The sequence below is a fragment of the Sphaerochaeta associata genome, assembly GCF_022869165.1.
Lineage (GTDB): Bacteria > Spirochaetota > Spirochaetia > Sphaerochaetales > Sphaerochaetaceae > Sphaerochaeta > Sphaerochaeta associata.
Genome location: NZ_CP094929.1, coordinates 1089544 through 1113940, shown reverse-complemented (window position 1 = coordinate 1113940; position 24397 = coordinate 1089544). Strand labels below are relative to the sequence as shown.

Genomic DNA, 24397 nt, shown 5'->3' with positions numbered 1-24397 from the left:
TTCTATCGTTCCTTGACAAAGCTTGAAGAGGTTGAGTATTCTGACTACAAACTGCCCGTGGGATGGGGACCTTTACCTCATGCATATGTGTTCCTCCCGAGGACAGGGCTGGAGGGAAGCTTGTGTATGTGCCAGCATGCACCTTCCTCCTAATGAGTGTGACCGCCTGGCGGTATCCGCTTGCTTTCGCCATCAGCCTGTTTCTTGCAGATGACGAAGGAGACAGCTCGCCCTTCCTACCTCTTCCCTGCCGCGGCCGGTCGGAAAGAGTCAGAGGTGCAGCTACGTATCCAGGAAACAAAAAAGCCCGCCGCTGGCACCCAAAGCGAGGCAAAACACTATCAAGGAGACTTGCTCATGGACAATGAAAACAAGAGCACCCCGAACGAAGAAGACCTGCTGACCGGCACCATTCAATTATTGGCAGGAAAAGTCAAGGCCGACCCCAGTCCCGATGAATTGGAAAAACTGAAGAAGCTCATCAAGAAGAACGTACCCTTTACTCTGCGCGGCTATTTTATGGCCTATCTCCTGCGTGAAATCCTGCAGGCGAACAATCCCAGAAGGGCAAGTGGTAGAGAAACAGCCAAACCGGCACGAGTGAAGCGGGAGAGCAAGGCGCCGGCCAAGGCCGAGCAGCAGGCACAGGCCCCGGCCCAGGAAAAAGCCAGGGAAGAGAAGGCGCTGCCCGAAGGCGCACGCACCCTGTACCTGAACATCGGAAAAATGAAACGCCTCTATGCAAAAGAGCTCAGTCAGCTCTTGCAGACCGAACTTGAAATCACCCGCGATGACATTTTCAGCATCCGTATCCACGACAAGTACTCTTTTATCAGCATGAGTGAGGAACACTGTGAAAAGGCCATCGCAAAGCTCAATGGAATGGACATCAAGGGCAGAACCGCCGCTGTAAGCTATTCCAATAAGGAGTAGTTGATGTTTGTCGAACGACTTGTGGTGGGACCTTACCAGACCAACTGCTACATCTTTGGCAATGAGGAGACCTCAAGCGCTTGGATTATTGATCCAGGCAGTGACGAGAGTGTCATCATCCGCAGCCTGGAGAAGCGTAATGTCACACCGGTAGCAATCCTTCTGACCCATACCCATTGGGACCACATCACAGCTCTTGGCGGTTTGAAGAAACATTGGCCCGAGCTGGAGATTCTGGTCAGCAAAGAGGATTCCCTCTATTTGGGTCCGGATGGATACGACAACCTCAAACAAGTCTGTTTCGACAAGAGCTTTTGGGACAAGTATGAAACAGAGCTGAGCCATCTTCCCCAACCTACCGCATTTCTGCATGATGGACAGTTTCTGCAAGACAGCCGCCTTACCGTATTGGCAACTCCGGGGCATACCCCTGGAGGACTCTGCTTTTATCATGAGGAGGGTCAGTTCATGTTTACCGGCGATACCCTGTTTGCCGGAAGCATCGGCCGCACTGACCTGCAAGGTGGTTCCTATTCGCTCATCATTGAAAGCTGCAAACGGTTGCTGACTCTCCCCGAAGAAGTGCAGATCCTTCCCGGGCATGGGCCTGCAAGTACGATTGCACGGGAACAGCACAATCCGTATCTCTAGCATCCAGCAACAAAAAAGAACAGAAGAGACCCGACAGCGGGATAATCTTCTGTTCTTTCTTGTTCAAAAGCGATCTTTAGCGTCTACCTGGGACTTCCTCGGCGTTCTTGCAATCAACGCAGAGTACAGCATAGGGAATTGCCCTCAGCCGCTCTTCAGGAATCTTTTTCAGACATTTCAGGCAATGACCGTACTTGCCGTTGTGAATACGGGCTAGCGCATTCTCAATCGAACGCAGGCGATTAGCCTCATGCTTGTTGATCGCTTCCATTTTTTTAAAGGCTATATCATCCGCGGCAACATCGATGCTGTCCTTAATGCCCATGGCATTGACCATCTCCCGAAAGTCACTGTTATCCTCAGTCAACTTGTCCAGCAATTCCTTTCTCATGGCAATAAGCTGATCTTCCATCTCTAGTACAAACGTGTCGGACACCATATGCCTCCTGCAAAAGTCAAACTTCGACCCTTGGATTTTTATTCCATATAAGATGGGGATAACCCGGCCATCTGTCAAGCTCTCTACCACACTTTTTGCATTACTAGTGGACCTTTGTCCTAAAAGGGATACCAAAACATGACATTCATCCAAAACCGTACCCAAAGGCTGGCTGCAACCAAGGCAAACGCAAATCCAAGAACAAGATAATCCTGCACGCGCAGTTTCTGACTGAGGTACCAGGTCCTCGTATCCATTCGGCCGAACCCCCTGAGGATCATCGCATTGGTAATCACCTCGATTCGGTCAAGACTGGAAAGCACCAATGGAGCGAGAAGCCTGCTCACCGATGAGAGTCTCTTGCCCAAGGAGACATTCCTTGAGATATCCACCCCGCGTGCCATCTGGGCATGAAGAATGTGCAGGTAGCTGGATGAGACCTCCGGCAGATAGCGAAGCGCAAGGGCTACTGCGTAACTGATCTTATAGGAGAGTCCCAGACGATTCAAGGAAGAAGCGAATTGAGAAGGGTTGGTGATACTGACAAACAATAGGGCCATGGGGAAAATCGAGAAGTATTTCAGACAAACCACAACCAGATAAAACAGCGTCTCACGTGTCAGGGCATACGTTGCACCCTCCGATCCGAGAAGAACCGTCCTGGAACCTAAATACAGCGTCCCTTGGTCGGGGGAAAAAAGATAGATGAACAGGGCGTTCAATGCAATGACCGTGCCCATCCCGATGAAATAGGGCTTGAACTTGAGCAGAGGAATTTTTGAAGCGAGCAAACATATGAACGAAAAAGCCGTCCCGAAGGCTAGAAACCGCAAGTCGAAGGTGGTAAGGCTGAACATGATCCATAGCAGGAACACTCCCAGCTTGGTCACCCCGTTGAGCGCATGCAATGCCGATGCTGTATCTTCATAGGTCAGGGTGAAGCCGAATTTTCGGCCGCCCTTCAGTACTCTCTTTTTGGGTTTTTGTTTCAGCTCTGCCGTGAACCGGGCTTGCTCCTCCCAGGGAATCGGGCGAGCATCGGCTGAAGCAACACGAGTCTTGGCTTCGGTTTCAACGAACGTTTCAATGAATGACGGAATATCTTCAATGCCGCACCGCTTTGCGAGTGTATAAAGGCTGGTTACTTTCAGATTCGCCTGCTTGAGTACAGCCTCATCACTGAAAACCTCGCCGGTGGGCTTGTCGCAAAGAAGCACCCCCTGATGCAACACCAATGATCGATGGGTATACTCCAAAGCCAGATGCATATCGTGGGTGATGAACAGGATGGTCAGCCCGATGGTACGATTGAGGTGGCTGAGAAACTCCATCAGGGTGGTATAACGCTGATAGTCCTGACCGCTGGTAGGTTCATCAAGAATCAGGACCTTGGGCTGGGTGACCAGGATCGATGCTATGGTCACCCGCTTTTTCTGGCCGTAGCTTAGGGCGGAAATCGGCCAGTGATGGTAGGGACGCAGGGCGCACAGTCCCAGCACATCCATCACCCGGTCCTTGATTTGCGCTTCCGGATAGCCCTTCTGACGCAATGCGAATGCCACCTCATCATAGACAAGGTCGCAGCTTATCATATGGTTGGGGTTCTGCATCACAAACCCGATCATCGAAGATCGCTGGCTGGCTGAGTAGTCGTTGATGAGATGCTCTTCAAAGAAAATATCCCCGCTGTCCTGCTTGAGCACCCCCATCAGAAGCTGGGCGAGTGTCGATTTCCCCGCCCCGTTGCTTCCCAATATACTGACCATCTCTCCTTCATGGATGGTCGCATCCAGACCTTGTAAAACCGGGGTCATGCCATCATAGGAGTAGCTCAGGCCATTGAACCTCAACTGGACCGCCCGTTCCGCCCGTGGATGCTCGACCCGGCTTTTTGTATGCCATGCCGACAATTGTGCAGCACAACGCTCAACACTCATGCTCTTGAGGTCACTCACATCGCCAAGCGTTGAAAGGTCACAGCCTGCAAGCCTCAAGGCCCCGAGATAGAGGGGATCGCGGATTCCCAGTGAAGGCAGAAGAGACGAGCCGAGCAATTCGGCCGGTGACGTATCCGATACCAGACAACCTTCCTGCATCACCAGGATTCGGTCCACCGGGCAGGATAGGACATCCTCCAGACGATGCTCGATGATGATGATCGTCTTATCAGTCGTCTTGGCCAGTTCATCGATCAGGGCGATGGCGGTCCTCCCCGTCTCAGGATCGAGATTGGCCAACGGCTCATCGAAGAGCAGGACATCCACATCATCGACGAGCACCCCGGCAAGCGAGACTCGTTGCTTCTGCCCGCCTGACAGGTCCTGGGGGCTGTGTGAGAGAAAGGCCTCCATATCGACGATGCGGGCCATGCTTGTCACCAGACGTTGCATGTCTTGTTGGTCCATGCACTGATTTTCCAGAGAGAAGGCGATGTCCTCGGCGCTGCTGAGGGCCACGAATTGGGCATCGGTATCCTGCATCACCGTTCCGACCTTCTTGTTGACCGCATAGATGTCAGAATGCTGGATATCCAAACCGCATACAACAACCCTACCCTCGACCTTCCCGCTGTAGGCGTGAGGGATGAGGGCGTTGACGGCGTAGCCGAGGGTGCTCTTCCCGCTCCCTGAAGGACCGGCGACGAGAATTTTTTCGCCTTTCCTGATCCGAAGATTAATATGATGGAGCGTGGCTTCCGTCTGGCCCTTATAGGTGAAGCTGAAGTCTGTAAACGTGATGAGATCTTCTTGCATGTATCCACGCAAAGCCGCAAGGCCCCGCTCGTACTCCTTTTATGCCTCGTTGTCCTTCTGCAGATTCATCTTACTCGTAGTGCGTCTTACAACGAGCATGAGAAGCAGCGTGCCGAGGATTGCGATGACGATGGTATTGGAGAAAGCTATGATCAACTGCTGGGTGATGACCTTGTCCATGGGTTCGGCAAAGATGAGATAGTCAAGGATGGCGCTGATCATATATCCAATGAAGTTCCCCAAAAAGGAGAGCAGGATGAACAGACCGATTGCTGATCGCTTCAATTCTCCCTTGTCAATGGAGTGTTCCGTCATTCTCCCGAACAAACCGATTGCCGCTCCTACTATGCCGCTTCCGAGCACCCAGGTAAGCCACACACCCCAACCTGCAAAGAGGTCGGTGAGCAAGTGCCCGAGAAAGCCGACCAAGAAGCCGATGACCGGCCCGTAGACAGCGGCAAAAAGCGCCAGAACCGCCATCGCCGGCTTGATGGTCGTATTGGCAAACACCGGGATGCTGATCAGACCACCTACTCCATACAGTGCAGCACCGATGGCGATTACAACTACAGCCTTGACCGCCTGCATGCCTTTGGATGTATTCATATGAGAACCTCCTGAATAACAAATATGTTTGTCATGATACCACCGAAAATGTAATTTTCCAGCCTTCACCCGTGCCTATTTGATACGTTGCTGCGAAACTTCCCTGATTGACCGCAACTGCAAGCTTGAGCAGGCTGTTGACGTAGATCAGCGGTTCTCCTTTCTGGACATCGGTAAAGGCTTTGCAAAGCGTGAGATGATAGCCATATACGATTCTTCCATCCTTGGTGATCACAACCTGCAGCTGGTCACCCCAGTCTACGCCCAGTTGTTCAAGGAACTCATTACCGATATTTGTCCATAGCGAGCCGTAGCGGCTGTCGTGGATATCGATGGAGCCTATCAGGGTCGTACCTTCAAGCCGTACACGTTCAATCTTCAACCTCACCAGTTTGGGAAGAACCGGTCCAAGCTGTTCAAACTCTATCTGAGCCGAGGCGAGGCGTGCCCCAGTATAGGCATATACATCACGGCCGAAAAACGTATGGCTCTGCTGGCTTCCTGCCAGGCGGTTGTCCTCGACATTGATGGTACGGACTTCGATCAGCCCGATTCGATCGGCCACATGGGAGAGCGTCCCATTGTCAGGGGTGACCACCAAGTGGCCGCTCTCGGTCAAGGCGACGATGCTCTTGCGGTCCGAACCGACCCCTGGATCGACGACGCAGACAAACACCGTACCAGGAGCCCAATACGGGAGAGCCTGGGCCAGGCGGTAGGAAGCTTCCCAAATATTGAACTGGGGAATATCGTGGGTCAAGTCATCCAAGCGAAGCGTATTGGAGATGCCGTCGGCCACCCCGTGCATGGCTGAAACCGCCCCGTCGCTGGTTCCGAAGTCGCTGAGAAAGACTACTGTCCGCCTCTCTTTCCACGCTTGGTTTGCCATAAGTTCATTTCTTAGCCGACTCTTCATTACGTTTCTCCCGCCCTCTCGTCTGACGATCGAATTTCACGGCTTGGACAAGAAGGACAACCGACATGCCGATCACCACCAATCCTAACACGGCTGCAACCAATACGGAAGGCTTGGAGAGCTTGTAGAGCAATGAGAAGCCGACAAGCATGGACAGAATGAGCAGGATGATGGTGGGAGTCAGTCTCTCGCGTTTCATGTCCCCAGAAACCCTTTGATCTCACAGAGGAACTCTTCATAGGTATTGGTGATGCGAAGGTCGGGACACTCGCTTAGGATGTTCTGGGGTGCCCGGAACAAGCAACCCCCGTCAGCCTCCCTGATCATGCTCAAATCATTGTAGGAGTCCCCTGCTGCGAACGTTCGATAGTTAAGGCTTCTCATTGCCTGGACCGCCTTGCGTTTCCCGTCGTGCAGTCTCATCCGGTGACGGACGATCATATTCTGTTCATCAACTACAAGGCTGTTGCACCAGATCATCGGGTAATCGAGCTGACGCATCAGAGGCTGCGCAAACTCGGTGAAGGTGTCACTTAAGATCACCACCTGGGTCATCGCCCTGAGCGACTGCAAAAACTCGTAGGCCCCCTCAAGCGGCCCCATCCCCGCGATTACATCCTGGATGTCGGAAAGTCGCAGGTTGTGCTCTTTGAGAATCCTGATGCGATTGGCCATGAGCTTGTCGTAATCAGGTTCCTCACGCGTGGTGATCTTCAGCTCTTCAATGCCGGTGCGCAAGGCAACATTGATCCAGATTTCCGGTACGAGCACCCCTTCCATATCAAGACAAACAATATCCATCACCCTACCTCTCATGTTGTGTAAGGTAGTATTACCGACACGCAAATTTCATGCAAGAGGGAGAAGGAAGCCAAGTAGGGCTGCACTCTCGCCCAATACCTCAATCGCTCCCAATACATCGCCTGTTACTCCGCCCAGCCGTCGCTTTGCCACCTGCATCACAACCAGGCTCATCAGCAGGGCACACCCAAGCGCCGTCAAAGCCTTCAGGGCGAGCTCTTCGTCAAAGAAGAGATACAAGACAAGACAGGTGCCAAGCACCTGTACAAGCGGGAGAAGGCTGTGTCTCCTGGTCGCCCTTCTCACCAGTTGGGATGCAGTGCCCTCCCCGCTTCTGGCATAGGGCAGAAAGGAAGCTGCGATGACCTGCATCAACCTTCCGATGGCAGGTGCAAGTATGAGAGCGGGTGCAAGAGCGTCCACAATGATCGTGAGACAGGAGTATTGTACAAGAAGAACAACGATGAGCGTTACGACAGCGAATGCGCCGCTATGGCTGTCGCGCATGATTTCAAGCGCACGTTCACGAGTCCATCCTCCACCCAACCCGTCGGCGAAATCTGCAAGTCCGTCGAGATGGAAGGCACGTGTCAGATAAGCGGTGAGAGCAAGCACCAAGGCGGCGCGAACGGTGCCGGCCAACGGAAGAGACGCGACACCATATGAGCACAATCCAAGAAGGGCGCCTACGAAAGGGAACCAAAACAAGCTTTTCTCCGGTGCCTCCTCGCCCCTTCCGGGCACAGGAAACCGGGTCAGGGTTCTGATCGCCAGACTCAAGCCAAGAGAGGTCACAACACGGAGCCTTTCAATGCAAGGGGCAGGCCTGCAACGAGCAGAATGACGTTTTGGGCGATTTCGGCAATATCCTGATTCATCCAACCGGCAAGATCGCGGAACGCCCTGCTCTCTGCATCCGCGGGAATCAAACCCAGCCCGGTCTCGTTGGTAACCAGCAGAATCTCACACGGCGGATGGTGAAGCACCTCATACAGGGCGTCCATCTGTTCAAACCGTTTGGAAGGAACTCCACTATGGTGCAGAAGATTACCCAACCATACCGTAAGGCAATCAATCACACATACTTCCACCGAAGGGGGCAGGTCCTTGATGGCCTTCGCCAAGTCAAGGGGTTCCTCGATGGTGATGAAACGGTCGCCACGGTCCTTCTGATGAGCGGCAATCCGCTGCTTCATCTCCTCATCGATCGGCTCGGCGGTAGCGATGTAGGCCCGCGACTCAGTCCCTTCGCAGACACTCAGGGCGTAGTCCTGGGCATAGGAACTCTTTCCGCTTCTCCCACCACCGATTATCAGGCTTACCTGACTCTTGATGCGGGTGTGAATCTTGATGCTCCCGGCCGTTGATACAATCGTCCCCTTGCCGGCATGCAGCGGATATCCCTTTATCTGGTTCTTTTTCAAGTCAATGGTAGCCATGGCACCCTCCCCGATTTCATCTCATCATAGCATGGCTTTCCTGCAAGAGGGAGAGGGAGGCAAAAAACTCCGCCTCAGAAAAAACCTCCAGGGTAAGAACACGTTCAATCCTGTCCCTCTGGCCTTGCAGCACAAGCCTCTTCAGAAAATACTCGATTGCCTCCGCATCTCCTTGGTCAAGACCAAGATGGTCGGTCTTGTCCTTCACTCCGTGCAGATGACAGATGCGGGTCCTCTCCAACAAGGAATCGAGGACCTTGCGGCTGTCGTAGCCCATCAACCAGACATGCCCGATATCCAAGGTTACTGAAAGATCGTAGCGTTCAACCAAGTCCTGCACACAGGCAAATGGGTAGCTGAGCGTTTCTATGCAGAACATTCTCGGACTGACGTCGGTCTGCTCAAACAGTGATTGCAACGTTTTCCCCAGGCAGTCATGCCAACGCTCCACTTCCGGCGATGGTACAGTTCCATACAGCTCGGGAGTGAGGTGCAGCACATAGCCGAAAGGTTTCAGGTTCCGGGTCAATGCAATGATGGAAAGGATCGAAGCTACACACGCCGACCGAAGAGCAGGATCAGCACTACCTGGCTGGATGTCCAATGGAAAATGCACCGTATAGGTAAGGTCATGCTGCCGGGCCAGGACAGCGAGCTCTTCAACGACCTCCTTGGAAGGAAGATTGCTCATTTCTTCACTCTCAAACAATACCAGCTCGATATCGTCCACCATTGGAGCCAAATAGCGGACATTCGGAAGAATGTCGTCGGCCAGGATGTAGCTGGTCGTTCCTATGCGCAGGTGCGGTACCTTCATACCACCCCCAGCTGTGCCAAAAGTGCCGTACTATTGGTTACATTGCCTTCTTCGAAGCTGGTCATCTCAAAGAGAATGCGGCTTGCCAGGCGAACCAAGGGCCAGGCGGCCAAAGCGCCGGTACCCTCGCCCAACTGCATCGCCAAATCCAGCAAAGGAGGCTTGCATCCAATGGCATCCAGGATTGCCTGATGACCCTGCATTGCGGAACGGTGGCAGGTGATCAGGTAGTCAGCCAATGCAGGTTCAAGTTTCACCGCCACCAAGGCGGCACTGCTCACAACATAACCATCAAGCAATATCGGAAGCCCAAGCTCTGCAGCCTGCCACATACCACCGACTATTGCCGCCAACTCATAGCCTCCAAGGTTGCACAGCACCTCAAAAGGCGCCCGCTGCGGATGAAGGACAAGAGCCTGCTCGATCACCGCAATCTTGTGCAGAAGCTCTGCATCACTCAAGCCGGAACCCTTACCGGTAAGAGAGGGTACTGGCAGGCCGGTGAGGGCGGCAGCCATGCTGGACGCACTGGTGGTGTTTCCTACTCCCATCTCCCCGAAGGCGATGGCATCACAACCCCTTTCATGAGCTTGAAGAACCAACTGCCTGCCTGTCTCAACGGCTTTGAGACAGGCCTCCCGTTCCAAGGCGGGAGCCGTCAGGAAGTTCCTGCTGCCCCAGGCCACCTTCCGATCCACCACGTTGTCGGAGATGCTGAAGGTATGCTTGACTGCTACATCGATGACCGCTAGTGCCGCATCGACTTGGGAGGCAAACAGCGAGCAGGCTCCCCCGCCCCTGGCGAAATTCAAACACTGCTGATAGGTTATTTCCACCGGGCTGTGAGTCACCCCCTCCTCGACAATGCCGTGGTCGGCGGCAAAGAGCAACAGCGAGAGATGCTTGAGCGGACGTGGACGGATCATTGCCAGGTCCAAGGCAAGATCGGAGAGCCTTCCCAGACTGTGGGGAGGCATCGCTTTGCTCAGCAAGATCTGCTGATAGCGAACAAGACTGCTTCGGTCGATCGGTGGTATTGACATGCACACATTGTAGGTAGGTTGTGCTGGCATGACAAGGCATTACAGGATACAATGCCCCCATGAACCTTGCACTCTACCTCTTTTTGGATGTCCTGACCGGTATGGTCATCTCGATCATGGTGGTTGCCAACACCCTCTACGGGCAGGCGACGACCATGGGCGTCTCCTTGATCGTCAACCATACCATCGGCTTGACCGTCCTTACGCTTATCCTGCTGCTGGGCAGAAACAAACCTGCGATCAGGGGTCCGAGGATGAAAGCTCCTTGGTACCTGTACTTCAACGGCTTGTTCGGTCTGGCCATCCTGAACCTGAACTACTACACAGTCATCAACACAGGTGCTTCCCTGGCCATGGCTTCAACGGTTTTCGGGCAGAGCATCTGCTCGCTTGTTTTTGACCTCACTGGTTGGATGGGAATGCAGAAACGCTCCTTGAACAAAGTCAAGGCGGTAAGTCTGACTGTCAGTTTGGTTGGCATCCTCATCATGGCTGCCAGCGGCGACGGTACGTTCGCCCTGCTTTTCATTCTGCTCGGCATCCTTGCAGGAGCATTGACCATGACCCAGATGGTACTGAACAGCACGCTGGCAATCTACAAGGGAGCGATTCGGGCAAGTCATCAGAACTTCATCGGCGGTTTGGTTGCAGGGCTGGTCTTCTACTTCCTCCTGCAGGGCGAACAAACGCTAGGAGGTCTGGCCACCACCGCCGGCCTTCCGTTCCTGTTGGTTTTCTCAGGGGGAACCCTTGCCGTGTTCGTGGTTGTGAGCACCAGTTACGTCATCGTCAAGATTCCGGCAGTCTACTCGGCCCTGCTGCTGTCTTCGTCCCAGATTCTCATGAGTCTGGCCATCGATACCGTCTTCTTTGACAGTTTTTCCCTGCCGTTGCTGCTCGGTTCGCTCTTGATGCTCCTGGGCATGGGAGGCAATCTATTTGCCGACAAAAAGGCTAATCCTTAGCAATACGGTATACACCCTCTTGTTCCTGCACAAATCCTTCGTTCTGCAGTTGCTGAAGACAGGCATGAATGCGCTCCTCATCAAACGAAGAGAGCAAAGCGATAATGTGATCCTTCTCTTTCGCCCCGGTGTCGGAGAGCAGATGGATCAACTGCCCGCGGATCTGGCGGTTTGAATTCTCGAAGGCGCTCTGTTTTGTATAGTGGGCGCTGCGTACATTGGCATTTGGAAGCAGTTGCTTGAGCAGCACCCCGTAGTCCATCAGGGCATAGTACCAGCTCTTCATATCCGTCACTCCCTCAGCCAGCAGGCCAAGCAGCTCTTCAAGCTGTCGGTCCTTCACCGCCTCCTGGTGCGGGAAGAAGCAGGTAAGCAGGACCCTGCGGATATTGGTTTCCAGATAGATGGACTTCTTTTGGTAGCAGAATGCAAGCAATGCAGCGGCTGTTGCTTTTCCCACACCCGGCAGGGTCGCGATCAAGGCAGGATCGTCGGGAATGGTCCAGCCCCAGGCCTCGGTCATTTTGGCACTCTTTCTCAGATTCAATGCCCTTCGGTTGTACCCGAGTCCCTTCCAGTGATAGAGCAATGCATCGAGCGAACCGGCCGCCAAATCAGCGAAGGTGGGCCAAAGCGTGAGAAACAACTCATACTTGGGGAGGACTCGCGAAGTTTGGGTTTGTTGAAGCATCACCTCGGAGAGCAAGATGCGGTAAGGATCCGTGGTTTCCCGCCAGATGAAGCGACGACCGTGCAACTCATAGAATGCAAGGATGCGCGAGCGAAACTCATGCAACGAGGCTTCGTCGAGGGTAAAGGCGGGCCACAGATACGAAGCCGCCTCCTCTTCTGTCAAGGAAGGAAAGCCGTTCATTTTTTATCGCCGAAACTCTCAGGCAGTACGAAATCGCCTTTGTGGTATACGTTGGTCGCCTCGGCATCCTCCGCCTCGGCCATATGGGCGGCCGATGGATGCTCTCCCCTTTTGAGCTTGTCCTGCTTGCGCAAATACCGTTCCAGCGCACGTTGCTTGGCACTCTCGCGCTGGTAACTCTTCCCGCTGGAGATGAGAATGGCGACCGGCCTGAGACTCTTGATATTCGCACACAGGATCTGCAGCACGCTGGTCAGCGGTACAGAGATGAACATTCCCGGAATACCCCAAATGAACCCCCACAAGGACAAGGAGACCAAAATGACGAAGGGAGAGAGATTAAGCTGGTTTCCCTGCAGTCGGGGGTCGATGATGTTTCCCAGAATCATCTGGGTGCTGATCGTAAGGATGCCGACATAAATCACGTTCGTCCAGTCGGGAGCGAATTGGATCAGGGCCATGAAAATGGTCAGGGTGGTGATGATGACCGATCCGATGGAGGGAATGAAGTTGAAAATAAAAGCCAAGACACCCCAAAGGATGGGCAAATCGAGACCGGTGACAACTGCAGTCAGGAAGAAGAACAAGCCGGTGAAGGCACTGATTACAGCTTTGAGAATCAAATACTTGGAAATCTGGCGGGTGATGCGTTCAAACATCACAGCAATCTTCATCCCCTTGCTCTTTGGCACTGCCGCAAGCAGCTTGGGAATGACACTCTGCCGTTCCAGAAGCAGAAAGAGGAAGAAGATGTAGACCAAGGTCGCCACCTTGGTGATGTCCAGGAACTTATTCGATATGGAAGTGAGGCTGCTGATCGCAAGACTGGACCAGTTCACCGGCAACAGGGAGAGGAAACTGGTTCCCAGCGGCAGGTCGATGAACTCGGACACCCTGCTGGAAATAAGCCGGTCGAGCGAAACCACTTTCTCGGCGTAGAAGGGAATGAGACGTACCAACGTGTCCACTGTCATGATCACAAACCAACCAGCCAGCACGAATATGAAGAGAAGCAACACCATGACAAATGTTACCGAGATGATCTTGGGAATATGCAACTTATCGAGACGACGCAGCAGCGGGCTGAATAAAAGAAAACAAAAGAAGGAGAGAACCAACGGAATGGTAACATCCTTGGAGAGCTTCAACGCTGCAAGGATGGCTAAAACTGCGAGTATCCCCAGAAAGATGTGTGAATACTTGTTGCTGCCGGACGAAGTTTCTGTCATGCAACAACTATAGACTAGCTTGGAAAAACCTGCAATATCTGTTACTACTGGAATCATGGACCAACAAAGCAATCTCGCCAGGATTCAAATTGTACTTGTGGACACGCAGGATGGGGCAAATATCGGCTCTACGTGTCGAGCCATGAAGACGATGGGCATCACTCGCCTGGTCCTTGTCGGGGAACGCGAGTACGACGAGAACCGTGTACGGACGCTCGCCCTCCATGCCAGCGATGTGTGGGACAATGCAAAGCGTTTTCCTACACTCAAGAAGGCACTTGCTGACAGCGTACTCTCGGTTGCGGCCACCCGCAGACGAGGCAAGTTCCGCAAAAACAGCGCGCTCAGCCCGGCCCAATTGGCCGATACCGTGATGAAAACGGGTGAAGGGTTGGTTTCCATCGTCTTCGGCCGGGAGTCGGATGGCTTGACCGACGATGAGGTTGCCGAGTGTTCACAGGTGGTGACCATCCCTACCAGCGACCAGTTTCCTTCCCTCAACCTTTCCCAAGCCGTACAGATTGTCACGTTCACACTCTTCGATACCATCAAGACGTTTCCTGTACAGGCAAACCCGGTGACCCAGGACAGGTGCGAGCAGGCCGCCCTCGCCTCGTGTGAGGCCCTCGATGGTATTGGATATTTCAAGCTGGCCCAGGAGAAGCTGTGGACTTTCAGGTTTCTCAGGGATGTGTTCGTGCGCGCCGGTCTGACCGAGAGCGAAATCCAGAAAATGGAGAAGGTTTTTGTAAAGATGTCCCGCATCAAGGCGCACAAGGAGACGGACGACGATGTTCAAGTCTTTCTTTGACCCTATGCCGCGCGTGGTCGCTCACCGCGGTGACAGCGCTCACTTTCCTGAAAACACCCTGCCGGCCTTTGAGAGTGCCTGTAAAATGGGCGTGGATGTAATCGAGACCGATGTACACCTGAGCAAGGATGGTCACCTGGTCATTTGGCACGACCCCACCCTGGACCGCAACACCGACGGCAGCGGCAGTGTCGAGGACCATACACTTGAAGAATTGAAGGCATTCGATGCCGGCTATACATTCACCACCGACGAGGGAAAAACCTATCCCTTCAGAGGCAAGGGTGTACAGCTGTGCACGCTTCAAGATGCTCTGCAAACTTGTCCGGCAATGTGCTTCAATGTCGATTTGAAGAGTGAAGGAGCAGCCATCGTCGATGCCTTTATTCAGGTGATCAAGGACGAGCATGCAACCAGACGCGTAGTTGCTGCATCATTCCATCTCTCCAATCTGAAACTTCTCAGAAAACGTGAACCAAGAATCCAGACCAGCCTCACCACAAAAGAAGTGATTCCTTTGCTCGCTTTACAGAAACTGCATCTCCTGCCTAAAAGGACAACTGCCAGATCCAAGGTAATTTTCCAAGTACCGGTACGCCAGTGGGGCATCGAGGTCATCACCAGGAAGTTTGTCGAGGTGATGCACGCCCGCGGGGCTGTCATCCAGGTGTGGACCATCAACGATGAAGCTGAGATGCGAAGGCTTTATACCCTTGGAGTGGACTCAATCATGACTGACAGGCCGCAGCTGGCCATCAAGGTTGCCGTAGAGATGGGATTGCGTAAAGAAGACAGGCTCTGATATCCGGCCCTTATTAAAGGTGTAGTGAACACATCTTCGAGGTTTTTAAGAAAGCATATATCGAACATGCCCATGAGCCAAGTCACTGAAAAAGGTGTTTCAGACCTCCAGAGCCCAACATATCAGAGTAAATAGCATAGTTTCCGGTTTCATATCGTATGCAACCTGCAAGTATCGCAGGAGAACGTCTAAGCTCTTTTGATGTTGCAAGTATTCTGGATGCAGACCAAACAGAGGAATCTCCCAATTCATCACAATCTATGAGCGTTGATGGGATTAAATACTCCCTGGCAAATTGATTTGCTTCTTGTTCCAGTTGCGATTCACATTCCTCAGAGCTGGATGAGGTGTCGTCAAAAAAGACTCTGTCATCCGGCCCGCTATAGAGATGTTCTTTGACATGAACCAACTCATGCAAGAGTGTAAACCAGAAGTTGTCAACTCGATCATATCGTAAAGAAAGAGCAACTATAGGTTTGCCATCATGAGATTTAAATGCTGCACCATCTATATATGTCTTAGGGAGATGCGGCTCTATCACAAAATGAATTCCATACGATTGAAGGTAGTCTTTCACTAATAACGGACCTTTGGAATACATACTGAATGAAAGCAATTCCTCGAAGAATGAGCTAGTAAGAGCCTCCAATGAAAATGCATCAATCTCATCTGTGGAGATCTTCCTCAGGATATGTGCCTGCCATGCCAATAAAGTATCTGGATTTAAGCTTTCTTTTGATTGCCTAGAATACATCGGCTGGGTATCTTTGCCATCAAATTGACTGAACAAGGTGGACATTGCTTCCTCAAAGTATTCTTTAACTTGAGAAATCGAATGGTAATTTGGGAAATACCCTAACGCAAACATAGCAGGAACTGGAAAGTTATCATATTCAAATCGTTTTTCAGGAATCTGGTTTCGCTGTGAATCCTTGAGAAGAATTTCTGCTGGTATATGCAATGCTTCATGTAGCTTTCTGATCATGGATAGACTAAGAGGCCGTTTTCTATTCAAGATTTCTGATACTTTTCCCTGACTTCCAAGAATAGGAATAAGATCTTTTCTTGTGAGACTTCTCTGTTCCATTACAAACAGGATCGCATTAATCGGGTCTGGGAGATCAACAGGGAAAGTCTTCTCCTCATAGAACGAGATCAATGAAGTGAACAACTCAATCTCTTCATTGATTTCTGCCGATTCAGGGGCATCCATCAGAAATGCTATATGCTTAAGTGCCATTTCATAATCATGATTATTCTTTAAGATTTTTGGTTTCATTATATTGTCTCCGCATGTACTTTACTGTACTCTGCATGCGTTCCGATAAACCTGATAAACATAGTTTGTGTGGAATATTTTACCTTCACTATGATCCGATATGAATTACCCTTGATGTTGAATATTACTCTGTCTCCAGCAATAATGTCTGCTGAACCAAATACCTGTTTGATGGATATGGGACTAGGATATTCATTCTTTTCCATCATATAAAACCAAGTATCCAGTTCTTCTTTAACATTTGGGTGACAAGTCCCAAACTCAATCAAACACCTTCTTGATATCACATGCATATAGTATAATCCCTTTTCGGAAATAATCAATATAGAAATTTCCCTTTTAGGGATATTTTTATATGGACCAGCTCCAACATTCTGAACATTCCATTCAGTAGTATCACCACGGCAGTCTTTCATGGTAAAAAACTTCCGTACCATACTATCTATACCTATTACATGCATATGTAAGCGAATTGCTTCAAGCATGTGTTGCTTATAAGCTTTATTCCACAGAAAATAGAGATAATTTTCCACTGAGATCAGCAAAGAACTCTCAACAGACCCCAGTATTCCTTGAAAATTTGGGGCTTAAATAATTTTCTCAGCAACTACACTACTGTACTCTGCATGCGTTGCCGTACATCTATGAGTATGGTTTGTATAGAATATCGCCTGGACTATAAAGAAGCCGTCAATCTGCTGTTTCTTGTCCGAATTATCCCTCAAGTAGAAGTAGAGCCGACCACAAAAATCAAGCTCACAGCGTCTCATTCATCGGGAAAGTATAATTTGGGTAGTTCGTTATCTTACGTACGGACCATGAAGTGCAATTATTTGGATAATTCCTGGATCAATGTAAAAAGATATAAAAATAATCATTGAAATAGTAATCACCAATGGTTATGGTTTTAGTTGCTATCAGCAAAACTATATCACTATTGATTGAGGAGTTTTTCATGAAGAAGACGGCTATTACCTTGGTAATCATCGCTTTGCTCACATCCATTCCTATGTTTGGAGCAACAAGCAAAGTATCTGTAGGTGGGTTTTACACATCTGAAACCATTGATTCAATTTCAGCAGGAGGTACAGTTCTCACAACTGATGCCAAGGGAAACAGCCTGGGGGCCTACGTCAAAGGGACTTCATATTTCTCACCATCTAGCCCAATCGGTGTGAGTTATATGGCAAGATTCGGGAAACTCACTTCTTTGAAAGTAAGCGGAACTTCAATGGATGTCTCTGATGAACCGATTGGATGGGATGTTTCACTTGGCGTTGCCTTTCAACAACCGATAAACATGGATGCATTCTTCGAAGGCGCTATAGGTGTAATGATTGCAAACGATTCTGAAACCGATGATTCCACTTCGCCCTCTACTTCAGTGACAACCTCGCTGTATTCCTTCACACTTTTGGCTGAACTGAATTATGCATTGAATCAAACTACATTCCTCAATGTCGGAATCCAGGCAATCCTGCCACTGTCAGGAACAATGAAAGCCAGTATAGGAGGCTTTAGTGCATCCCAAGACTATTCAGTTGACGGATTCACACTCAGCCCCTATGTTGGGGTGTCGATGGCTTTCTAGAGATGTCAGGCTCAGCGGTTTCCCGCTGAGCCTGTTCTCCGTTTCCCTACTTGAGCATCGCTGCAACCGAGAGATTCTCGCTCTCGATGTCCTTGAAGTACTTGTAGGTATCTACCTTCAGCTCTCCGCAGGCCGCTTCATCGCACACGATGACAGCCTTCGGATGAAGTTGGAGGGCGCTGCATGTCCAGCTCTGGCTGACGCCTCCCTCGATGGTGGCCTGCAAGGCACGTGCCTTGTTGTGACCGTTGACCAGGATGATCACCTCACGGCTGTCGGTCACCGTCTTAACCCCGACCGTCAAAGCCTGGGAGGGAACCTTGTTCATGTCGTGTTCAAAAAACCTGCTGTTCATGACCTTAGTGTCGTAGGTCAAGCTCTTGATGCGGGTGCGGCTGGACAGGCTGGAGAAGGGTTCATTGAAGGCGATATGCCCGTCCGCCCCGATGCCTCCAAGGAACAGCTCGATACCGCCGAAGGCGGCGATTGCCTCTTCATACAAGCAACACTCCTCTTCCAGGTCCTTGGCGGTTCCATCAAGAATGTGCACATTCTCAGCCTTGATGTCGATGTGATTGAAGAAGTTCTTCCACATGAAGGTGTAGTAGCTTTGTTCGTGCTCACGAGCAAGCCCTACATACTCATCCATGTTGAAGGTGACGACATTGGCAAAGGAAACATATCCTTCCCTATTGAGCCTGATCAATTCAGCATAGGTACCAAGCGGGGAGGATCCCGTAGGAAGGCCAAGGACAAATGGTCGATTTGCATTCGGTTCAAAGGCCCTGATTCTATTGGCTATATACCGTGCAGCCCAAAGGGACAGATTCTCATAATCGTTTTGGATGATGACTCGCATTGCTCTCTCCTTGTCACTCCATCATAGTCTGAAACAAGGAGGTGGGCAACACTCAACAGGCTTGAACGATGATGCCTCCACAGAGTATCGTGCTTCCGTCATACAGCACCAGCGACTGACCGACGGTGGCGGCTTTCACTTCATCGCTGAAGATTGCCGTGATGGTCCCGTCGTCATTCTGACGGGCTTTGGCTTCGGTTGCATAGCCGGTGGAGCGGATTTTTGCCTGTACCACAACCTCGCCTTCCAGCGAGGAAACCTTTGACCAGACAACATCAGATGCGGTTACGGTACTCTGCAGGGTATCCTCAACAAAGCCTACCACAACCTCGTTGGTATCGGCTCTCAATTCAAGCACGTAGAGCGGCCTTGGTGCTGCAATACCCAAACCTTTACGTTGGCCGATGGTGTAATGCCAGATGCCTTCATGGCGGCCCAGCACCTCGCCCTGCTTGGTGACAATGTTTCCTTGACGGGCTGAGATATCCAGCAAGTCGGTGTAATCGCCATCATAGAAATCCTGGCTCTCCTCTTGGTACACCTTGTGAAACCCTTGGGCGACGTCGATCTTGCGCACGTCTTCCTTGGTCATTCCACCGAGGGGGAAAAGGGTTCTGGCAAGTTGCTCTTGGTTGAGGCGATAGAGAAAGTACGATTGGTCCTTCTTCAAATCCACTGCCTTTGCGACTGCATACCGGCCGTTTTGTTCGACAATCCTGGCATAGTGACCGGTGGCGAACCTATCAAAGACAAGGCCGCTTTGCATGGCATACTCGACCATTGCTCCAAACTTGATCTTTGCATTGCACCAGACACAGGGATTGGGTGTCCTTCCATCCATGTACTCCGCCTTGAAATTGGACAGCACTATTTCTTCAAAGAGATCACTGAGTTCGAGCACCTGATGCTCGATCCCGATTTTCTCACATATCTTCTTGATGGCTCGAATGTCCTCGGTTTTATCCGGAGCAAAGCAGCTGGTGGAGTTCAACGGACGTGACAAATGGGAACGTTTATTCCATATGGTCATCGTAACGCCCATCACCTCGTGGCCCTGCTGTTTCAATAAGTAAGCTGCGACTGAAGAGTCGATCCCTCCGCTCATGCCTACCAGTACCTTCATCATTCCTCCAAAATCAGGATACACCTGTATATAATAACGAAACCGCCCTGGAATCCAAGGCGGTTTCTGAAAGCGAGAGTGACGGGACTCGAACCCGCGATCTACGGCGTGACAGGCCGTCGCGATAACCAGCTTCGCTACACCCTCATAGCATGAGTGAAACTACACTATCCTAATAGTTTTGTCAACAACCTGAAAAGAGATTTCCAAAAAACTACAGCCGCCTCGGAAGACCCAAAGCGGCTGCAATAGCGAGAGTGACGGGACTCGAACCCGCGATCTACGGCGTGACAGGCCGTCGCGATAACCAGCTTCGCTACACCCTCAAAAAGCACTCTTGGAAACTACACGAAACGCATTTTTTTGTCAACTGGATTAGCAGTTGTCAGACATATTTTCCTCACGTATACTCTCTGAAAGGAGTCAATCATGCAAGAATCCATCATGTTGTTCTTTCTCAACATTGCAAACCCCATCCTTGATTTTCTGGCCAACATCGCCTCTGCAGTGGGCGAACAGACCTTCGTCATAGCAGTCATTCTCTACATCTTCTACAACTACGACAAGAAGAAAGGGTTCGGCCTCTTTACGTCGGTCCTGTTTGCCGTACTGGGCATGGGAATCCTCAAGGCGGTCGTCCGCGCACCACGACCTTTCCAGGTGCTCGAATCCATCGACGGCAAGCGCCTGGAGACAGCAACCGGCTACTCGTTCCCCAGCGGACATACCACTACCGGGGCGGCCTTCTATACCGCCCTTGCACTTACGTTCAAGAAACGGCCTGTCAGCATCCTCTGTGCAGTCATGATGGCCTTGGTCGGACTGAGCCGTCTCTACTTGGGAGTACACTGGCCCATCGATGTGTTTGCAGGGCTTTTGCTTGGTGTAACCATCAGCTTTACAGTGAGCCGTTATCTGAACGCTCTCTATGACGACAAGAACAAGCGCATCCGCCTCAGTTTGTGGATCGGCTCCCTTTCTTTTGCTGCAGGAGCCATTACGGCAATTCTGCTCAATACAGGGACCATCGATGAGGTCGCCTTCACCGACCTCATGAAAGTCTTCGCCCTCGGTGGCGGAGGTTACCTGGGCTTCGCCTTGGAGAATAAGAAGGTGAATTTCACTGTCGAGGAGAAGCGAAGCAAGCAGATCGTCCGTTACGTCATCGGGCTGGTCGGCATCCTGCTGTTCATGGGTGCCAAGGTGATCATCCCCGAATCACTGTATGCAGTCGGATCCTTCGTCCGCTATACGCTGGTAGGACTTTGGGCGACAGGACTATATCCGCTTATAGGAAAAAATCTCCGTCTTTTCGCTGGTTCTCGATGAATTTCGGCTCAATGCCCTTGGTGATCAAAAAGCGCCTGAGATCGAGCATCTCATTGAGGTGCCCATAGCAGAGCTTGTGCATCATTTTCCCGCACATGATCGCATCATCGAGGGCATAGTGCGCCTGATACTCCATGCCGTAATAATCCACCAAATATGCAAGCTTATAGCTGAGCATCTTCGGCCAGACTTTCTTGGCGATGGTGAGCGTACAAAGATAGGGCATCTGTCTTGCTTCCAAGTCATACACCTCAAAGCAGCCCTTCAGAACACCCATATCGAAGACAGCGTTGTGGGCAACCAGGAGATCGCGGCCGATGAATTCCCGCATAGCCGGCCAAACCATATCAAACTCAGGGGCGCCAAGGCACTCCTCATCCTTGAGTTGGTGTACTGCCGTCATACTCGGATCGAAATAGGGGTGCTTGGGATGAATGAGTGAATAGTAGGTATCCAGCAGCATCCCTTCCTCATCGAAGCGGGCCAGGGCGACCGAACAGGCTCCACCTGGATACCCGTTCGCCGTTTCAAAATCTATTGCTACATAATTCATGCTTGTTTTCCCAACATGATGGAAAGAATCGTTTTATCCGTCTCCTCCATCCCTTCATGGCTGATTCTCGAAAGGAAATCCATACTCTCTTTGCTTGTCTTGCCGACAATGCCGCTCTCATTTCCTGGAGACATACCCCTGAAAGCAAGTTTGCAGGCCAGGTTCGCTGCCTCGACGCAGCTATAAATCTTCAAGGCGCAGGTCATCTTCGCCCCATCACAAATAATACCGGTCAGGTTGCCCACCATGGTATTGAACGCCCTGTCCATCTCAACAAGGGTCCCATCGAGCAGGTACACAAGCCCGCATGCCGTACCTATGGCTGCCGTAAAGGCGCCGCACAAGGCACTGAGCCGATTCTTCTTTGCAGTCAGGGCGAGACCTACCAGTTGACTGAGCAGCAGGGCTCTGGCCAGTTTCTCTTCACTGCATGCCAAATAGGATCCAACCACAGCAAGGGGTACTGTCAAGGTGATGCCTTGGTTGCCGCTGCCGCTGTTGATGATTACAGGAAGCGGACAGCCTGCCATTCTTGCATCACTGGCCGCTGCCGCCATGGCCGAAGCGAGGCTGAAAGCCTCGGATAGGCTGGAAGGTTTTTTACCGATAGGCTCGGCTGCGATTCTGCCTACAGACAGACCGTAGGAGTGCTCCAAGGCATGCTGAGCAATAGCCATATTGGTATCTTTGGCTTCAAGGACCAACGTCAGAGCTTCCTGCGGTGCCTGCTGCACCCAAGCAAGCAGGTCGGACAAGGAACTGCCGCCCATAAACTGTTCATCCTCCTCTTGCAGGGAGGAACCGCAGGCATCAACAGCCAAACTGAGCAGTACCTGCCCATGTTGCTCGAGGTAGCTGAAACGGTCATGCTCACCACTGATGACAGCGACAGAAGTGCCGCCTTCATTCTTGGCAACCACTTTGATGTATAGCGAAGGAACTTCGGAATCGATGGCAAGGGAAACCGGCATGGAACTCGCATGCTGAATCTGCTCATCGCTCAATTCGCTGAGAATACTCAAGCCCTTATCAACATCACCGCCTGACGCACCAAGGGCTACCGCTGCCTGAATCCCCTTGAGCGAGCAATTCGGCAGACCCACACCCATGGCGTTCTTCACCATATCCCTGCTGGTTACAACCTCCAGGGAAGTGGGCCGGCCATCCAACAACTGAGCGGCCTTGGCCCCGGCGAGGGCTGAGGCGGCAGGCTCAGTGCACCCCATTGCAGGGCGCATCTCTTTTTGTAGTACCTTCAGGTAAGTATCCATACAAGGACTATAGCATTCTGAGAACAGGCTTTCCAACCCCAAAGCGAGAAATTTGATTAGCGGGGAACATCGGCGATGAAAAGCGTCCCCTCAACCTCCAAGGAGTAAGAGGAAAGAGAGGCTGCAACCACATGGCAGCTACCTTTCTCCAAGGTTCGTTTCTCAGCAGCCGATTGAAACACCGCCTGTCCCTCGGTCACGAACAACAGCTCAATGCTTCTGCGTTCATTGATGTGGTACGTCCCGCTTTTGAGCACCATCAGATGGAACTCCTCGGTGGGAGTAAGCACATGAAGCCTGCCTGAGCGACCTATGAGCATCGGGGCTTTCTCTACTTCCCTGCCCTTGATCTCCAGGATTCTCATCAGCTCTTTCACATCCACTTTCTTGTTGGTAAGTCCGCCTCGCAGTACGTTGTCCGAAGCGCTCATCAGCTCGATGCCGTTGCCAAGCACATAGGCATGGAGGGTTCGAGGCTCCAGATAGAGGGCTTCACCCGGATGGAGGTGTTTGACGTGCAGAATAAAGGGGCAGAACAACCCCGGGTCCTTGGGGTAGGCTGCATAACAGGAGAGAACGATGCCCTTGCTCTCCAAAAATGCACCATCCCCGGTGGCAAAGGGAAGTTCCTCGTGTTTCTTCAACGAGGCAATATACTCATCCACCAGTTGTACAAGTTGCTCCGATTGCATCGTATACAAATCTTCAAACAACTTGGCAAGAAGCTTGTCCGAGTCCTCCTGCACTGTGTCCAAATACCCAAAATGCTTCGCATACCCGTTGGGAATAAGAAGCTTCAATACAGGTATTATCTGTTTCAGGGGCCTGAATCCACACATTGCCGTAATGGGAGTGAGCGCATAAATTACTTCCGCTTTCCGGTTCGGGTCCTTATAGTTCCACAGTTCCTTCTTTTGATGGGCTCTGGTCAGCTCTTCCTTGGCCCACCCTTCCTCGGCTTGGGCCTTGGTTGGATGTACCTGGATGGAGAGGGGTTTATCAATGGCGAGAACCTTGAGCAGAAGCGGAAGCTGATCACCAAAACAGTCCAGATGTTCCTGACCGAACCAATGAAGACTGTCCTGTGCAAGGAATTCGGAGAGTTGCTGTCCTGTCTCAACAACCTTGGCATCGCCATTCGGATGCGTACCGAACCAAAGCTCGGCCTTGCTCTTGCCATCTTCATCTTGAGAGAGAAGAGCGGGAATGAACGAGCTGTTGCCCCAATCATACTCTTTGATGTGTCCCTGTATTTGTACTATGTCCATACCGTCCTCCTCATACAAGTATAGGAGGCTTACACCATGAGGGCA

General features: G+C 51.5%; 26 protein-coding genes and 2 tRNA genes. 7 read left to right on the top strand and 21 right to left on the bottom strand.

The features are described 5' to 3' along the window. Positions 1-357: 357 nt before the first annotated feature. Both MUG09_RS05115 and MUG09_RS05110 read left to right on the top strand, forming a co-directional pair. Positions 358-933, top strand: coding sequence for a DbpA RNA binding domain-containing protein (locus MUG09_RS05115; RefSeq protein WP_244774110.1), 576 nt, complete (start codon positions 358-360; stop codon positions 931-933). A 3-nt stretch (positions 934-936) separates the two neighbouring features. After that, positions 937-1584, top strand: a complete 648-nt coding sequence (locus tag MUG09_RS05110) for an MBL fold metallo-hydrolase (RefSeq protein WP_244774108.1) — start codon at positions 937-939, stop codon at positions 1582-1584. 76 nt (positions 1585-1660) lie between these two features. Here the strand turns inward: MUG09_RS05110 and MUG09_RS05105 are convergent, their stop codons facing one another. From MUG09_RS05105 to cobT, 10 genes are all read right to left on the bottom strand, one after another. Continuing rightward, a complete protein-coding gene (locus MUG09_RS05105) occupies positions 1661-2023 on the bottom strand; it encodes a TraR/DksA family transcriptional regulator (RefSeq protein ID WP_244774106.1) in 363 nt (120 codons plus the stop codon). A gap of 119 nt (positions 2024-2142) precedes the next feature. Next, positions 2143-4776 carry an energy-coupling factor transporter ATPase gene (locus tag MUG09_RS05100; protein WP_244774105.1) on the bottom strand — a complete coding sequence of 878 codons (2634 nt, stop codon included), beginning with the start codon at positions 4774-4776 and terminating at the stop codon, positions 2143-2145. A 39-nt stretch (positions 4777-4815) separates the two neighbouring features. Beyond that, a complete protein-coding gene (locus MUG09_RS05095) occupies positions 4816-5382 on the bottom strand; it encodes an ECF-type riboflavin transporter substrate-binding protein (protein WP_244774104.1) in 567 nt (188 codons plus the stop codon). A gap of 31 nt (positions 5383-5413) precedes the next feature. Next, positions 5414-6298, bottom strand: coding sequence for an SAM hydrolase/SAM-dependent halogenase family protein (locus MUG09_RS05090; protein WP_244774102.1), 885 nt, complete (start codon positions 6296-6298; stop codon positions 5414-5416). Beyond that, positions 6276-6497, bottom strand: coding sequence for a hypothetical protein (locus MUG09_RS05085; protein ID WP_244774100.1), 222 nt, complete (start codon positions 6495-6497; stop codon positions 6276-6278). Before MUG09_RS05085 ends, MUG09_RS05090 begins: the two co-directional genes overlap by 23 nt. Then, on the bottom strand, positions 6494-7099 hold the full coding sequence (thrH, locus tag MUG09_RS05080) for a bifunctional phosphoserine phosphatase/homoserine phosphotransferase ThrH (protein WP_244774098.1): 606 nt from the start codon (positions 7097-7099) through the stop codon (positions 6494-6496). The genes MUG09_RS05085 and thrH overlap by 4 nt, the downstream gene beginning before the upstream one ends. Positions 7100-7147: 48 nt before the next feature. Further along, the gene (gene cobS / locus MUG09_RS05075; RefSeq protein WP_244774095.1) at positions 7148-7894 is read right to left on the bottom strand and encodes an adenosylcobinamide-GDP ribazoletransferase; all 747 of its coding nucleotides are present in this window, start codon (positions 7892-7894) and stop codon (positions 7148-7150) included. Then, positions 7891-8538, bottom strand: a complete 648-nt coding sequence (gene cobU, locus MUG09_RS05070; RefSeq protein WP_244774093.1) for a bifunctional adenosylcobinamide kinase/adenosylcobinamide-phosphate guanylyltransferase — start codon at positions 8536-8538, stop codon at positions 7891-7893. The genes cobS and cobU overlap by 4 nt, the downstream gene beginning before the upstream one ends. A 16-nt stretch (positions 8539-8554) precedes the next feature. Further along, the gene (gene cbiR, locus MUG09_RS05065) at positions 8555-9355 is read right to left on the bottom strand and encodes a cobamide remodeling phosphodiesterase CbiR (RefSeq protein ID WP_244774090.1); all 801 of its coding nucleotides are present in this window, start codon (positions 9353-9355) and stop codon (positions 8555-8557) included. Next, positions 9352-10398: a nicotinate-nucleotide--dimethylbenzimidazole phosphoribosyltransferase gene (cobT, locus tag MUG09_RS05060; protein WP_244774088.1), complete on the bottom strand. Its 1047-nt coding sequence runs from the start codon at positions 10396-10398 to the stop codon at positions 9352-9354. The genes cbiR and cobT overlap by 4 nt, the downstream gene beginning before the upstream one ends. Before the next feature lie 59 nt (positions 10399-10457). On the opposite strand from cobT, the gene MUG09_RS05055 reads away from it, so the two are divergent. Next, entirely contained in the window at positions 10458-11363 is a 906-nt protein-coding gene (locus tag MUG09_RS05055) for a DMT family transporter (protein WP_244774086.1), read from the top strand. On the opposite strand, the gene MUG09_RS05050 is transcribed toward MUG09_RS05055, so the two are convergent. Then, the gene (locus MUG09_RS05050; protein ID WP_244774084.1) at positions 11353-12237 is read right to left on the bottom strand and encodes an HhH-GPD family protein; all 885 of its coding nucleotides are present in this window, start codon (positions 12235-12237) and stop codon (positions 11353-11355) included. The two genes, MUG09_RS05055 and MUG09_RS05050, sit on opposite strands and share 11 nt — an antisense overlap. Then, positions 12234-13466: an AI-2E family transporter gene (locus MUG09_RS05045; RefSeq protein WP_244774078.1), complete on the bottom strand. Its 1233-nt coding sequence runs from the start codon at positions 13464-13466 to the stop codon at positions 12234-12236. Before MUG09_RS05045 ends, MUG09_RS05050 begins: the two co-directional genes overlap by 4 nt. 55 nt (positions 13467-13521) lie before the next feature. Between MUG09_RS05045 and MUG09_RS05040 the strand changes: the two genes are divergently transcribed. Next, complete coding sequence (locus MUG09_RS05040; RefSeq protein ID WP_244774075.1) at positions 13522-14277, top strand: RNA methyltransferase; 756 nt, start codon at positions 13522-13524, stop codon at positions 14275-14277. Beyond that, positions 14258-15079 (top strand): glycerophosphodiester phosphodiesterase family protein, encoded by an 822-nt coding sequence (locus tag MUG09_RS05035; RefSeq protein WP_244774073.1) that lies wholly within the window; start codon positions 14258-14260, stop codon positions 15077-15079. The genes MUG09_RS05040 and MUG09_RS05035 overlap by 20 nt, the downstream gene beginning before the upstream one ends. Before the next feature lie 82 nt (positions 15080-15161). Here the strand turns inward: MUG09_RS05035 and MUG09_RS05030 are convergent, their stop codons facing one another. Continuing rightward, complete coding sequence (locus MUG09_RS05030) at positions 15162-16358, bottom strand: ImmA/IrrE family metallo-endopeptidase (protein ID WP_244774071.1); 1197 nt, start codon at positions 16356-16358, stop codon at positions 15162-15164. Next, the gene (locus MUG09_RS05025; protein ID WP_244774066.1) at positions 16358-16843 is read right to left on the bottom strand and encodes a type II toxin-antitoxin system HigB family toxin; all 486 of its coding nucleotides are present in this window, start codon (positions 16841-16843) and stop codon (positions 16358-16360) included. The genes MUG09_RS05030 and MUG09_RS05025 overlap by 1 nt, the downstream gene beginning before the upstream one ends. Before the next feature lie 470 nt (positions 16844-17313). On the opposite strand from MUG09_RS05025, the gene MUG09_RS05020 reads away from it, so the two are divergent. After that, a complete protein-coding gene (locus MUG09_RS05020) occupies positions 17314-17949 on the top strand; it encodes a hypothetical protein (RefSeq protein ID WP_244774065.1) in 636 nt (211 codons plus the stop codon). A gap of 46 nt (positions 17950-17995) precedes the next feature. Here the strand turns inward: MUG09_RS05020 and nagB are convergent, their stop codons facing one another. From nagB to MUG09_RS05000, 4 genes are all read right to left on the bottom strand, one after another. Further along, positions 17996-18808 carry a glucosamine-6-phosphate deaminase gene (gene nagB / locus MUG09_RS05015; protein ID WP_244774064.1) on the bottom strand — a complete coding sequence of 271 codons (813 nt, stop codon included), beginning with the start codon at positions 18806-18808 and terminating at the stop codon, positions 17996-17998. Positions 18809-18860: 52 nt separating this feature from the next. Continuing rightward, positions 18861-19931, bottom strand: coding sequence for a tRNA 2-thiouridine(34) synthase MnmA (gene mnmA / locus MUG09_RS05010; RefSeq protein ID WP_244774063.1), 1071 nt, complete (start codon positions 19929-19931; stop codon positions 18861-18863). Positions 19932-20004: 73 nt separating this feature from the next. Continuing rightward, a tRNA-Asp gene (locus MUG09_RS05005) sits at positions 20005-20078 on the bottom strand. A gap of 105 nt (positions 20079-20183) precedes the next feature. Further along, positions 20184-20257 (bottom strand) — tRNA-Asp (locus tag MUG09_RS05000). A gap of 103 nt (positions 20258-20360) precedes the next feature. Between MUG09_RS05000 and MUG09_RS04995 the strand changes: the two genes are divergently transcribed. Continuing rightward, positions 20361-21260, top strand: coding sequence for a phosphatase PAP2 family protein (locus tag MUG09_RS04995; RefSeq protein WP_244774060.1), 900 nt, complete (start codon positions 20361-20363; stop codon positions 21258-21260). On the opposite strand, the gene MUG09_RS04990 is transcribed toward MUG09_RS04995, so the two are convergent. From MUG09_RS04990 to manA, 3 genes are read right to left on the bottom strand one after another with little or no spacing between them, the layout of a single operon-like run. Next, a complete protein-coding gene (locus MUG09_RS04990; RefSeq protein ID WP_244774058.1) occupies positions 21220-21813 on the bottom strand; it encodes an exonuclease domain-containing protein in 594 nt (197 codons plus the stop codon). The two genes, MUG09_RS04995 and MUG09_RS04990, sit on opposite strands and share 41 nt — an antisense overlap. After that, on the bottom strand, positions 21810-23084 hold the full coding sequence (locus MUG09_RS04985; RefSeq protein WP_244774056.1) for an L-cysteine desulfidase family protein: 1275 nt from the start codon (positions 23082-23084) through the stop codon (positions 21810-21812). Before MUG09_RS04985 ends, MUG09_RS04990 begins: the two co-directional genes overlap by 4 nt. 56 nt (positions 23085-23140) lie before the next feature. Continuing rightward, positions 23141-24352: a mannose-6-phosphate isomerase, class I gene (manA, locus tag MUG09_RS04980; RefSeq protein WP_244774053.1), complete on the bottom strand. Its 1212-nt coding sequence runs from the start codon at positions 24350-24352 to the stop codon at positions 23141-23143. Between the last annotated feature and the right edge of the window lie 45 nt (positions 24353-24397).

What these genes read in the sequence shown, in the direction of transcription:
- cbiR (WP_244774090.1), bottom strand. Translation starts at nt 9,355, where the DNA reads ATGAAGGTACCGCACCTGCGCATAGGAACGACCAGCTACATCCTGGCC.
- cobU (WP_244774093.1), bottom strand. Translation starts at nt 8,538, where the DNA reads ATGGCTACCATTGACTTGAAAAAGAACCAGATAAAGGGATATCCGCTG.
- MUG09_RS04985 (WP_244774056.1), bottom strand. Translation starts at nt 23,084, where the DNA reads ATGGATACTTACCTGAAGGTACTACAAAAAGAGATGCGCCCTGCAATG.
- nagB (WP_244774064.1), bottom strand. Translation starts at nt 18,808, where the DNA reads ATGCGAGTCATCATCCAAAACGATTATGAGAATCTGTCCCTTTGGGCT.
- MUG09_RS05085 (WP_244774100.1), bottom strand. Translation starts at nt 6,497, where the DNA reads ATGAAACGCGAGAGACTGACTCCCACCATCATCCTGCTCATTCTGTCC.
- mnmA (WP_244774063.1), bottom strand. Translation starts at nt 19,931, where the DNA reads ATGAAGGTACTGGTAGGCATGAGCGGAGGGATCGACTCTTCAGTCGCA.
- MUG09_RS05055 (WP_244774086.1), top strand. Translation starts at nt 10,458, where the DNA reads ATGAACCTTGCACTCTACCTCTTTTTGGATGTCCTGACCGGTATGGTC.
- MUG09_RS05030 (WP_244774071.1), bottom strand. Translation starts at nt 16,358, where the DNA reads ATGAAACCAAAAATCTTAAAGAATAATCATGATTATGAAATGGCACTT.
- MUG09_RS05100 (WP_244774105.1), bottom strand. Translation starts at nt 4,776, where the DNA reads ATGCAAGAAGATCTCATCACGTTTACAGACTTCAGCTTCACCTATAAG.
- MUG09_RS05040 (WP_244774075.1), top strand. Translation starts at nt 13,522, where the DNA reads ATGGACCAACAAAGCAATCTCGCCAGGATTCAAATTGTACTTGTGGAC.
- MUG09_RS05050 (WP_244774084.1), bottom strand. Translation starts at nt 12,237, where the DNA reads ATGAACGGCTTTCCTTCCTTGACAGAAGAGGAGGCGGCTTCGTATCTG.
- manA (WP_244774053.1), bottom strand. Translation starts at nt 24,352, where the DNA reads ATGGACATAGTACAAATACAGGGACACATCAAAGAGTATGATTGGGGC.
- MUG09_RS05035 (WP_244774073.1), top strand. Translation starts at nt 14,258, where the DNA reads ATGTTCAAGTCTTTCTTTGACCCTATGCCGCGCGTGGTCGCTCACCGC.
- MUG09_RS04995 (WP_244774060.1), top strand. Translation starts at nt 20,361, where the DNA reads ATGCAAGAATCCATCATGTTGTTCTTTCTCAACATTGCAAACCCCATC.
- MUG09_RS05110 (WP_244774108.1), top strand. Translation starts at nt 937, where the DNA reads ATGTTTGTCGAACGACTTGTGGTGGGACCTTACCAGACCAACTGCTAC.
- MUG09_RS05095 (WP_244774104.1), bottom strand. Translation starts at nt 5,382, where the DNA reads ATGAATACATCCAAAGGCATGCAGGCGGTCAAGGCTGTAGTTGTAATC.
- MUG09_RS05090 (WP_244774102.1), bottom strand. Translation starts at nt 6,298, where the DNA reads ATGAAGAGTCGGCTAAGAAATGAACTTATGGCAAACCAAGCGTGGAAA.
- MUG09_RS04990 (WP_244774058.1), bottom strand. Translation starts at nt 21,813, where the DNA reads ATGAATTATGTAGCAATAGATTTTGAAACGGCGAACGGGTATCCAGGT.
- thrH (WP_244774098.1), bottom strand. Translation starts at nt 7,099, where the DNA reads ATGGATATTGTTTGTCTTGATATGGAAGGGGTGCTCGTACCGGAAATC.
- MUG09_RS05115 (WP_244774110.1), top strand. Translation starts at nt 358, where the DNA reads ATGGACAATGAAAACAAGAGCACCCCGAACGAAGAAGACCTGCTGACC.
- MUG09_RS05020 (WP_244774065.1), top strand. Translation starts at nt 17,314, where the DNA reads ATGAAGAAGACGGCTATTACCTTGGTAATCATCGCTTTGCTCACATCC.
- MUG09_RS05105 (WP_244774106.1), bottom strand. Translation starts at nt 2,023, where the DNA reads ATGGTGTCCGACACGTTTGTACTAGAGATGGAAGATCAGCTTATTGCC.
- cobT (WP_244774088.1), bottom strand. Translation starts at nt 10,398, where the DNA reads ATGTCAATACCACCGATCGACCGAAGCAGTCTTGTTCGCTATCAGCAG.
- MUG09_RS05025 (WP_244774066.1), bottom strand. Translation starts at nt 16,843, where the DNA reads ATGCTTGAAGCAATTCGCTTACATATGCATGTAATAGGTATAGATAGT.
- MUG09_RS05045 (WP_244774078.1), bottom strand. Translation starts at nt 13,466, where the DNA reads ATGACAGAAACTTCGTCCGGCAGCAACAAGTATTCACACATCTTTCTG.